Source organism: Rheinheimera sp. (genome assembly GCF_020217005.1).
Taxonomy (GTDB): Bacteria; Pseudomonadota; Gammaproteobacteria; order Enterobacterales; family Alteromonadaceae; genus Pararheinheimera.
Genome location: NZ_JAIWOI010000221.1, coordinates 1 through 10,000, shown reverse-complemented (window position 1 = coordinate 10,000; position 10,000 = coordinate 1). Strand labels below are relative to the sequence as shown.

The 10,000-nt window shown below is 47.2% G+C and carries 10 protein-coding genes and 1 pseudogene; 5 read left to right on the top strand and 6 right to left on the bottom strand.

What is annotated here, in order from left to right; genetic code table 11:
* The 3 genes and pseudogenes from LDL40_RS10885 to LDL40_RS10875 all read right to left on the bottom strand — a co-directional run.
* Positions 1 to 400: pseudogene (locus tag LDL40_RS10885) on the bottom strand (diguanylate cyclase); the annotation flags it as partial.
* Positions 397 to 708, bottom strand: coding sequence for a DUF3630 family protein (locus LDL40_RS10880; protein ID WP_300995385.1), 312 nt, complete (start codon positions 706 to 708; stop codon positions 397 to 399). The gene LDL40_RS10880 and the pseudogene LDL40_RS10885, both read right to left, overlap by 4 nt.
* 10 nt (positions 709 to 718) lie before the next feature.
* Positions 719 to 2,167 (bottom strand): YdiU family protein, encoded by a 1,449-nt coding sequence (locus tag LDL40_RS10875; RefSeq protein WP_300995384.1) that lies wholly within the window; start codon positions 2,165 to 2,167, stop codon positions 719 to 721.
* A 306-nt stretch (positions 2,168 to 2,473) separates the two neighbouring features.
* Here LDL40_RS10875 and LDL40_RS10870 point away from each other — a divergent pair, with 306 nt between their 5' ends.
* Positions 2,474 to 2,791: a cytochrome c gene (locus LDL40_RS10870; RefSeq protein ID WP_300995383.1), complete on the top strand. Its 318-nt coding sequence runs from the start codon at positions 2,474 to 2,476 to the stop codon at positions 2,789 to 2,791.
* Here LDL40_RS10870 and recQ read toward each other — a convergent pair.
* Positions 2,773 to 4,569, bottom strand: a complete 1,797-nt coding sequence (gene recQ, locus LDL40_RS10865; RefSeq protein ID WP_300995382.1) for a DNA helicase RecQ — start codon at positions 4,567 to 4,569, stop codon at positions 2,773 to 2,775. The genes LDL40_RS10870 and recQ overlap by 19 nt on opposite strands.
* A gap of 129 nt (positions 4,570 to 4,698) precedes the next feature.
* On the opposite strand from recQ, the gene LDL40_RS10860 reads away from it, so the two are divergent.
* From LDL40_RS10860 to rarD, 4 genes are all read left to right on the top strand, one after another.
* Positions 4,699 to 5,151, top strand: coding sequence for a thioesterase family protein (locus LDL40_RS10860; RefSeq protein WP_300995381.1), 453 nt, complete (start codon positions 4,699 to 4,701; stop codon positions 5,149 to 5,151).
* A 321-nt stretch (positions 5,152 to 5,472) separates the two neighbouring features.
* Positions 5,473 to 7,146, top strand: coding sequence for a methyl-accepting chemotaxis protein (locus LDL40_RS10855; RefSeq protein WP_300995380.1), 1,674 nt, complete (start codon positions 5,473 to 5,475; stop codon positions 7,144 to 7,146).
* Positions 7,147 to 7,197: 51 nt separating this feature from the next.
* The gene (locus tag LDL40_RS10850) at positions 7,198 to 7,941 is read left to right on the top strand and encodes a carbonic anhydrase (protein ID WP_300995379.1); all 744 of its coding nucleotides are present in this window, start codon (positions 7,198 to 7,200) and stop codon (positions 7,939 to 7,941) included.
* Between the two features lie 172 nt (positions 7,942 to 8,113).
* The gene (rarD, locus tag LDL40_RS10845) at positions 8,114 to 9,022 is read left to right on the top strand and encodes an EamA family transporter RarD (RefSeq protein ID WP_300995378.1); all 909 of its coding nucleotides are present in this window, start codon (positions 8,114 to 8,116) and stop codon (positions 9,020 to 9,022) included.
* A 52-nt stretch (positions 9,023 to 9,074) separates the two neighbouring features.
* Here the strand turns inward: rarD and LDL40_RS10840 are convergent, their stop codons facing one another.
* Together LDL40_RS10840 and LDL40_RS10835 are read right to left on the bottom strand one after the other, a co-directional pair.
* Entirely contained in the window at positions 9,075 to 9,485 is a 411-nt protein-coding gene (locus tag LDL40_RS10840) for a VOC family protein (protein WP_300995377.1), read from the bottom strand.
* The coding region (locus LDL40_RS10835) for a hypothetical protein (RefSeq protein ID WP_300995376.1) at positions 9,486 to 10,000 on the bottom strand (515 nt) is incomplete at its 5' end. It lies immediately after the preceding gene.

The window sequence follows — 10,000 nt, the reverse complement described above, 5'->3', positions numbered from 1 at the left end:
CAGTGCTACTTACCAGCTGCAAATCATTTTTTAGTCTGTTGTAGCTGTAAACCTGAATAACATCAGCTAAGGGGAAATCGTAATGGATCAGCGTCTGAATCGGGGTCTGGCCTTTGTAATGCAAACGGGTGAATAGCCAAAGTGACTGATCGGCGCTTTGTAGATTTTTTTTATAGTCGGCGACCAGCCGAAATGCATGATGTCGTTCGGGGTCAAAAATCAGCTCTTCCAGTGGCAGAGCTTTATGGGTTTGCTGGAAGTATAAATTCGGACCTAGTTCGAGCCGGGACAGCTGTTTATCAAAACTATTCACCTGAGCATGAAAAGCAAAAGCACCCTTGCAAAACATCAGCAGCATCAGCCACCCTAGCTTTAATCCATGCTGCAGTTTTACCGTCATTTAATCCTCAAAGTGCTGAATTCATTTGCTAATTCTGACAGTAACATAGCGCTGCCTGCACTGTCAGCTGTGACCCAAAAACTTTCACTATAGTCTTCGTAACAAAAAGTAAAAGATTCATTAGCAAAGCTCAGACCCAGTTCAACCCTGTCTGCGCCATAGGCTAAAGTTCCAGTCTGAATGGCAGTTTGGATAAACCAGTTTTTGCATTCTTGCACTTGTTCAAACCGCATTGGCCATAAAGGCGTAAGTAGCAGTTGTTTCTGTTCAGTCTGTACAATAAAACTATTGATAACGCTGTGATTCATGCGATTTCCGTTAGCTACTGCAGGAGATATTCATGCCTTTGCCCCAATCTGGCGGAGGAGCGGCAAAGGCTTCCTTACCGGGTTGTGGCTGGTAAGGTTGCTGTAACACCCCCATGAGTTCATGCAAAGGCGCTACATCACCCTGTTCTGCTGCTGCTATGACTTGCTGAGCCAGATAATTACGCAGGACATACAAAGGGTTCACACTATTCATCAGTTCTTTGCGCTCTTCTGAGGTAGAAGACTCCTCTGTCAATCGCGCACGGTATAGCTGCGCCCACAGGTCAAAAGCCTCCAGATCCAGCATATGATCACGGATGGATGAACCTTGTGCGTCGTCCGAAAAATCAGCCAGGCGGCGGAAACTTAAGGTGTAATCCTGCTTCTGTTGCTGCAATAACGCCAGCCATTGCCCTATTAAAGCGCGATCTGTCGCGAGTTGGCGCTGAAGCCCAAGTTTTTTACCCATCAATGCCATGTAATGACTGACCAGGGTGGGCTCATACAAAGCCAGTGCGGCACGTAAGTCCCCGACCTCAATCAAAGGTGATAAGGCATGGGCCAGCGCGTTGAGGTTCCACAAGCCTATGCCAGGCTGTTCATCAAAGGCATAACGGCCACTATGATCGGAGTGATTGCAGATATAACCAGGTTCGTAATCGTCCAGGAAGGCATAAGGGCCATAATCAAAGCTCAGGCCTAATATTGACATATTGTCGGTATTCATCACGCCATGATTAAAGCCCACAGCCTGCCATTGGCTAATCAGCTCTGCTGTGCGAACGACCACCTGTTGCAACATAGCCAAAGCCGGGTTTTCTGCGTTTAAACAATGCGGGAAATGCTGTTGCACAGTAAAATTGAGCAAGCGCTGGAGCTGATCTTTATCACCAGTGTAAAAACAATGCTCAAAATGGCCAAAGCGGATATGGCTGGGACAGACGCGGATCACCATGGCACCCTGTTCTATGGTTTCACGTTGCACAGCTTCAGTGCTGCCCACCAGGCTAAGCGCTCTGCTGGTAGGAATTCCCAAATGATACATAGCTTCAGAGGCTAAAAATTCGCGAATGCTGGACCTTAATACAGCGCGGCCATCGCCAAAACGTGAATAAGGAGTTCGGCCAGCCCCTTTTAAATGCAAATCGTAATTTTTGCCATCTGCCGCTTTGACATCTCCTAACAATAAACCACGGCCGTCACCTAATTCAGGGTTGTACTGACCAAACTGATGGCCAGCATACTTTTGTGCTATCGGCTGACTACCGTCAAACAGGATTTTGCCGCTTAAGTAATCTGCAGCCTCAGAACGCTGAAAAAATTCAGCAGGGATCTGTAACAAAGCCGCAGTGTCAGCACTGTATGCCAGAAGTTTTGGCTCTGCAAAAGGAGTCACGGCGACAGCACTGACTAAATCAGGCAAGCCGGAAGCATAGGTGGAACTTAAAAGAAGTGGCATAACAAACCCCAAAACAATAATGGCCCATTGTCCTTGCTGCACCCACACAGCTCAAGTGCTTTTTATAGCCGTTGTACTTGAAACTGCAGCTTTGTTGACTGGGCCTCTCAGCCCAGTTACTTAGTGAATCTATGTTTCGGGGAGGCGAAGGCTTGTTACAGCCCTGCAATTGAAAGTTTCTTGATTATATGCTGGTGGCTTGGGCTGAATTTTGTAATCTGGCTTGTATAAACAAGTACTTAGGTCTTTAATGGAAAAAACATATGAAAAATAAATCTAAGTCCAGCGTCAGGGAGAATAACAAAAATGCGAGTTACGCCTTTGATTTTATTAGTTTTAGTCGGATTTGCACTACCAGTTTTAGCGCAGGATGCAGTTGCTGGTAAAACCAAAGCAGCAGTCTGCTCTGCTTGTCATGGAACAGAAGGTATTTCGGTGCTACCTGACTACCCTAACTTAGCAGGCCAAAAACAGAAGTATCTGGAGACCTCCATCAAAGCCTATCGTGATGGGATGCGTAAACATGCTGTGATGTCACCTATGGCAGCAGGTCTCTCTGATACTGATATTCTGGATTTAGCCGCTTATTTTTCTAACTTGCCCGCTCAATCGCCAGCTAAATAGTCGCTGATTAAATCGAGGAAGTCAGCACCATAACGGCCCAGTTTGGTTTGGCCTACACCACTAATGGCTAAAAACTCCACGCTGTTGGTTGGGCAAGCCTGAGCCATTTCTATCAAGGTGGCGTCTGAGAATACGACAAAAGGTGGCACGTCGTCGCGCTCAGCTATGGCTTTACGCAGCACTTTAAGGCGGGCAAATAGCTTACGGTCATAGTTTTGTGGCGCTGTGGTTTTGCTACTACTGGCTTTGCTTTGCACCAGACGCGGCACAGCCAGTTGCAAACTTTGTTCCGCGCGCAATACAGCCCTGGCTGCTTCTTGCAGCTTCAGCACCGAATGCTGGCTGATGTCCTGCTGCAATAAACCACAGTGCACCAACTGACGCAAAATACTCAGCCAATAGTCATGTGACTGGTCTTTGCCTATGCCGTAAGTGGATAGTTTGTCATGCCCCAGCTCCTGAATACGGCTGGTTTGGCTGCCACGCAGTACGTCTATCACATGATTCATACCAAAACTCTGGTTGACTCTATACACGCAGGACAAAGCTTTTCTGGCCAGTTCAGTGCCATCAAATTGCTTGGGTGGGTCGATGCAAATATCACAGTTGCCGCAAGGTTTCTGGCTGGATTCGCCAAAATAGTTCAGCAAGACTAAACGCCGGCAGGTTTGCGCCTGAGCAAAAGCTGCCATTTGGTTAAAGCGCTGCAATGCCACTTCGGTTCTACTGTTGTTTTCGTCTTTTTCTATCCAGCTGCGCATCCGGGCTATATCGGCAGGGTCTACCAGCATCAAAGCTTCGGCTGGAACACCGTCACGGCCAGCGCGGCCTGTTTCCTGATAATAGGCTTCGATGGTACGCGGTAGTTCAAAATGGATGACAAAACGAATATTGGATTTATTCACGCCCATGCCAAAAGCCACAGTGGCGATAATCAGCTGAATTTGGTCTTTTTTAAAGGCTTCCTGTACTGCATTGCGTTGCTCATTGGTTAAGCCTGCATGATAAGCCGCCACCTGAAAACCTTTACCCGTCAGCTGTTCGGCCAGCTCATCCACTTTACGGCGTGAAGCGCAATAAATAATGCCACTTTGCTGCTCCTGCTGTTTCAGGTAGGTCACAACCTGCTCCAGAGGACGGAATTTTTCCTGCACTGTATAGCGAATATTGGGTCTGTCGAAGCTGCCAATAGAGACATAAGGCTGTTGCAGGTTGAGTTGGCGGCTGATGTCTTTTTGCGTGGCAGGGTCTGCAGTGGCTGTCAGCGCCATCATAGGCACGGATGGGAAGTAGTGTTTGAGCTGAGCCAGTTCAGTGTAATGCGGTCTGAAATCGTGACCCCACTGTGAAATACAATGCGCTTCGTCTATCGCAAATAAACTGACACCTACTTCCGCCAGGCGTGACATAAAGTCAGGTTGTAATAGCCGCTCTGGCGCCAGATACAAAAGTTTTAACTGCTGCTGACGTAACCGTCTGATCACATCATGAATTTCTTCACGGCTTTGGCTGCTGTTAATAAATTCAGCCGCTATACCATTAGCCTGCAAAGCGTCGACCTGATCTTTCATTAGTGACATTAAAGGCGACACTACTACAGTTACATAGGGTAACAATAAAGCAGGTAACTGATAACACAGCGATTTTCCGCCACCTGTTGGCATCAGAACAAAACTGTCCTGACCGCTCAGGCAAGCCTGGATCACCTCCAGTTGTCCATGACGGAACTGGCTGTAACCAAAAGCTTGTTTTAAGGTATCGAACAATAGTTGAGGCAAAGGGCTGTGCTACGTAATGAAAAAACTGGCGCATTGTAATCAAAAGTGACAAGACTGTCTTGGGCATTGTGTCATTGGCTGCGCTGGAGTAGATTGCTTACTGCTCTTACCAGTTAAGTCGAGGATCCTATGCGCTCAGATCAGTTGCTGCCTTTTATCGCCGAAACCTTTGATCAAATGCCTTTTAACCTGTTATTGGGCTTAAAAGTTACCCGTTTTGACGAACAACAAGCCGAAGTGAGGTTTGATTGGAACGGCCAGTTAGTGGGCAATCCGGTACAACAAATTTTACATGGTGGCGTAATAGCTTCTGTATTGGATGTGGTGGGCGGATTAATGGCGGTGTCCAGTGCTTTAACCCGGCTGGGCGATATTGCGGACGTCGAGCTGGGTGAGAAGCTTGGCAAAATGAGCACAATAGATATTCGCACTGATTACCTGAGACCAGGCCGCGGCCAGCAGTTCATCGCCACAGCTGTGGTGATCCGCACTGGCAATAAAGTCTGTGTCTGTCGCATGGAGCTGCACAATGAGCAGGGCACTCACATAGCCTTGGGCACTGGCACTTATCTGGTCGGCTGATACTTAGTCATTGCCTGACCAGACCTGACTAAATTATTTCCCTTCACTTGTTTTTCTTTCAGCTATACCTGATCAGCAGCTGTATTTATTTTACGAACGAAAGTTTTGTTTTTATCATTTATTGGTTATTTAATATTGACAATAAGGACAAAATGATAATAATGAAACTGTTTTGTGCTAAAATATCGGTAGTAGCGATCAAATCAGCGAGGCCGTGAGTCTGTAACAAAAAGCAGGTTTATCACCACTGTTTAATTCGTGCCCGCATGAAAGGGGCCCGCTTTATATAGATAAGACTTCTGATGAGGAAGGGGGAGCACTATGCAACTGTCAATCAAGCAAAGACTGATGTTGTCTGTTAGCGTGATATGTATAGGCCTGACAGCCATGACAGCTTTTGTATTTATTCACCTGACTAAGATTGAGACTCACCTGAGTGAGGTAGTCAACAGAGATAACCCTGCCATTGAGAAATTGACTGAGGTGGTTGAGCTGCAATACGCGCAGGAAATGTTACTGCAGAAAGAGTTACGTTTTGTGCCAACTCAGCAACAGCAGTCAATGGATGAGTTTCAGCGTACTAAGGCAAGGTTTTTATCGCACCAACAGCAGCTAAAAGAAGCCCTCAGTGCTGCTCAGCCTTACTTGCAAGCTTCGGCTACTATGACAGCACAACAACTGCTGCAGGTGCGGGAAAATATGCAGCTATTGCAGGCAATAGAAACTATGTCGTCGGAATGGACTTCGATTGCTGAACAGTTGATCCATAAAGCCGGAGCCAGACAGCAGGCGACCGAACTGGAAGCCAGGTTGGCTTCCGTTGATCAACAACTAATGCAAAACGTAAAAGCTCTGTTACAAAACGTCGAAAGTTTTAGTTCAGCGGAAATTAAGAATATTGACGGGCTAACCCGGTCTCTGGAATTGCAGGTGGTTGTCGCTGCGGTTCTGGTTATTTTGCTCTCTCTGCTGGTGAGCCGTGCTACCCGTAAAGCTATTCAGCGGGGACTGCATAAAGCTATGGCGGCGCTCAGAGAATTGCAACGCGGCAACCTGAATACGCCAGTGGTCGCAGATGAGGCAGCTGAAATAGGCGAAATGCTGACATTGATGGAGCAAACCAGAAAAGATTTGGCGCAGTTACTGATATTAGTTCAGCGCTCAACCGTTGAAGTTTCCGGCGCTGCCGGAGTTTTAGCTCAAAGTAGTCATGGCGTGCAGGACAATGTTCAGCAACAAAGTTTGCAAATGGAGCAGATTGCCGCTGCGATGCATGAGATGTCGGCTACAGCGCACGAGGTGGCACAAAGTGTGGCCACTACACATGCTGCCAGCGAAGAAGCTGCCCAGAGCTCCGTATCTAGCCAGGCTATTAATACTAAGGCTGTGCAGAGTACAGAGTTGTTGGTGCAAAGTCTGACAGAAAGCGCAGCCTCTTTATCTGAACTGGAAAAAAACAGTGAAAACATAGGTGCTGTATTGGTTGTGATTAAAGCCATAGCAGATCAAACCAATTTGCTGGCGTTAAATGCCGCAATAGAAGCCGCCAGAGCGGGAGAGCAGGGCCGCGGTTTTTCCGTGGTAGCGGATGAAGTCAGGCATTTAGCTCAGCGCACTCAGACTTCGACCACTGAAATCGAGGCGATGATCAGCACTTTCCGTCAGAGTGCTCATCAGGCAGTGCTGAAAATGCAGCAAAGCAGCGAGTTGGGTGGTAAAACCATTGAATTTGCCAGCCAATCCAGTGAACTGATGCAAAACGTCAACGGATCTATAGATAAAGTTCGTGGTATGAGTCTGCAAATTGCCAGTGCAGCAGAGCAGCAGAGCAGCGCCATTGAAGAGATTAACGTCAGTGTGAGTGTCGTGCACCAGGCCGCTGAACACAATGCTGAGCTGGTCGCTCAGGTTGCCACTGCCAGTCAGCAACTCACTGCAATGGCGGGAACTCTGGATGGTGCGGTGAAAAGGTTTCAATTGCCGTTAATGGCTTGAATCAGCGACAAAATGTTTTTTGATTCATTTTTATAAAACAGGTGTGTTTTTATGAGAAAAATTCTTCCGCTGTTGGTTCTGGCTTGTGCTTTTACTACTCAGGCTGAGCAACATCAAAGCCATTGGGGGTATGAAGGTGCAGCCGGACCTGATCAGTGGGGCAATCTTGAATTAGATTTTGCCACCTGCAAAAAAGGCAAGCAACAATCTCCTATTGAGTTGTCTGGGGCTGAGATTGCTAAATTCTCCGCCCCCCAACTGAACTACGCGGCTCAGCCTTTAAAGCTGACCAATAATGGTCACACCCTGGTACAGGATGTCAGCGCTGCGCCAGCTCATATGAGTTTTGGTGGACAAGACTATAATCTGAAACAATTCCATTTCCACACCCCGAGCGAACATCATCTGAACGGCAAAAGCTTTCCGATGGAATTGCATTTTGTCCATAGTGACGCGGACGGTCAGTTAGCTGTCGTTGGAGTTTTTGTTCAGCAGGGAACAACGAATTCCACCTTACAACAGCTATTGCAAAAGGTGCCTTTACTAAAAGATGAAACTGTAGCAGATCAAAATTCGGCGCTGGATTTGTTCGCTTTAATGCCTGCGGAAAAACATTTTTATCACTACATGGGGTCATTAACCACGCCACCCTGCACTGAAAATGTCCACTGGTTGGTATTGAACACTCCTATTGAAGCGTCGGCTGAGCAGTTAAAACAACTGAATCAGCTTGTAGGGAACAACTCCAGACCAGTGCAGAACTTAAATGCCAGAACTTTAACTTTGACCCGCTGAACCAAAAACTCGCCAGATTGAGCCGACAGGCCGAAACCAGATTTCGGCCAATTTCTTTTGGGATATGGCCAGATCTTTTATTCCTGCGTCAGTTGTCATTACTTAATTAGTCTGTATCCAGTACAATGCGCGCCTCTGACCGCAGAGATTCCGGTTGATCAAGGTGATACCAATGACATTAAGTCCTGCACAAAAACTCGGTGGCGCCTTTGCCGCTGGTGCTTATACCTTGTGGGGTATAGCTCCGCTTTACTTTAAACAGATCGATTTTGTGCCAGCACAGGAGATTTTAATCCACCGCGTGGTCTGGTCTTTTGTATTGCTGGTGCTGATCGTAGTTGCAATGCAGCAATGGGGCAAAGTGCAGCAGATCTTAGCTAAGCCTAAATTGGTGCTGGCTTTGTTGGGAACTTCACTTATTTTAGGTGGTAACTGGGGTTTATTCATCTGGGCTGTAAACAACCATCATATGCTGGATGCCAGTTTGGGCTATTACATCAATCCATTGTTGAACGTGTTGTTGGGGATGTTTTTCCTTGGTGAACGCTTACGTAAATTTCAGTGGCTTGCTTTATCGCTGGCGGTCACTGGTGTAGTTATTCAATTAGTGACTTTTGGTTCTGTGCCATGGATAGCGTTAACACTGGCCAGCACTTTTGCGCTTTATGGTTTGTTTCGTAAAAAGCTCGCAATAGACGCTATTACTGGTTTGTTTATTGAGTCGCTATTGTTATTGCCCTTGGCCTTGTATTACTGGTGGCAATTTGCCGACAGCGGCGCAGCGGATTTGAGCCAAAACAGCTGGAGTTTAAATCTATGGCTGATGGCCGCAGGTTTTGTCACTACAGTGCCATTGTTACTCTTTATCGCAGCGGCTAAACGGCTGCAGCTGTCAACTATGGGCTTTTTCCAGTACATAGGGCCAAGTTTTATGTTTGTTTTTGGGGTTTGGCTTTATGACGAAGTTCTGACGGCAGCGAAGCTGGTGACCTTTGGTTTTATCTGGTTGGCGCTGATTGTGTATTCGTTGGATGCCTGGCTGGCATTGCGGAAAAAACCAGTAGTTCAGATTACAGGCTAGAAGGTCAGGCTGGCGGCCTGGTTTGCCTTCTCCCGTGTCGGGGAATGCCAACTCAGAAGCTGGCGGCAGGTCCTTTAAGTTCTATGGTATTGCCTTCAGGGTCCTGAATATAAATTGAAGGACCTCTGCCTTCGGCACCATAACGTGATTCTACCGGCCCTGAAGTGCAGCCTTTGTTTTGAAAATGACGCTCTAAGGCTTGTGGTTCGAAAGGTTCAATACGCAGACAGAGATGGTCCATGTTATGGCCTTCAGAGCCTGGAGCGGCGCCACCTTGCTGGCCCAAAGGCTGGTCCACTGGCACTAAATCAATCAAACTCGACCCCGCTCTGAGTTGGTATAAACCCAAATCCTTTTCCTGTCGCTCCAGAGTGCAGCCTAACACCTGCTGATAAAACTCCAGCATTAGCTGCAGGTTTTTTACCCTCACTACCACATGGTCAATCTGCACAATATGGAACATTTACAACTCTTCATTTGTGTTGTCTGGTACATACAATAACAAAGCTGCCATCAAGGCCGCCAGCTCCAACTGTATATTCCCGGGTAACGAGGGAGTTATCCAGACTTTACCACTATTGATCAGTTCAACCTGAGCTACTGGCCCCCGGTGATCTGACAACAGATAGCCAACAGGGTCCAGACTGTCAAAAGCTGCGCCTTTGAGCTGATGTAATGAACGGATACTAACTTTTCGGTCAGAGAGTTGGGATATGCCCTCAAGTTTGTTATTCCACTTGGCTTTTAGCTCCATAGTGGAATTCACTTTTCCCTGAATTCCACAAGCGAAGAGGGGTTTTTCTCCCAAACTCAGATCCAAAGTCCAACCATCTTTAGATCCTGTCACTGCGGCGCTGATGCATTCCATATGTTGCCAGCTTTTACCATCGGTCAGGCTCAGTTGATAAGTCTGGCTGCTATACCCAAGCGAAACACCAAGTAACTTCAGGCCAAAGCCTAAAGTTGGGCCTTGAACTG

Bases quoted from the DNA above. Each gene is read 5' to 3' on its own strand.
- LDL40_RS10880 (WP_300995385.1), bottom strand. From the start codon at position 708: ATGAATCACAGCGTTATCAATAGTTTTATTGTACAGACTGAACAGAAA.
- LDL40_RS10875 (WP_300995384.1), bottom strand. From the start codon at position 2,167: ATGCCACTTCTTTTAAGTTCCACCTATGCTTCCGGCTTGCCTGATTTA.
- LDL40_RS10870 (WP_300995383.1), top strand. From the start codon at position 2,474: ATGCGAGTTACGCCTTTGATTTTATTAGTTTTAGTCGGATTTGCACTA.
- LDL40_RS10860 (WP_300995381.1), top strand. From the start codon at position 4,699: ATGCGCTCAGATCAGTTGCTGCCTTTTATCGCCGAAACCTTTGATCAA.
- LDL40_RS10855 (WP_300995380.1), top strand. From the start codon at position 5,473: ATGCAACTGTCAATCAAGCAAAGACTGATGTTGTCTGTTAGCGTGATA.
- LDL40_RS10850 (WP_300995379.1), top strand. From the start codon at position 7,198: ATGAGAAAAATTCTTCCGCTGTTGGTTCTGGCTTGTGCTTTTACTACT.
- rarD (WP_300995378.1), top strand. From the start codon at position 8,114: ATGACATTAAGTCCTGCACAAAAACTCGGTGGCGCCTTTGCCGCTGGT.
- LDL40_RS10840 (WP_300995377.1), bottom strand. From the start codon at position 9,485: ATGTTCCATATTGTGCAGATTGACCATGTGGTAGTGAGGGTAAAAAAC.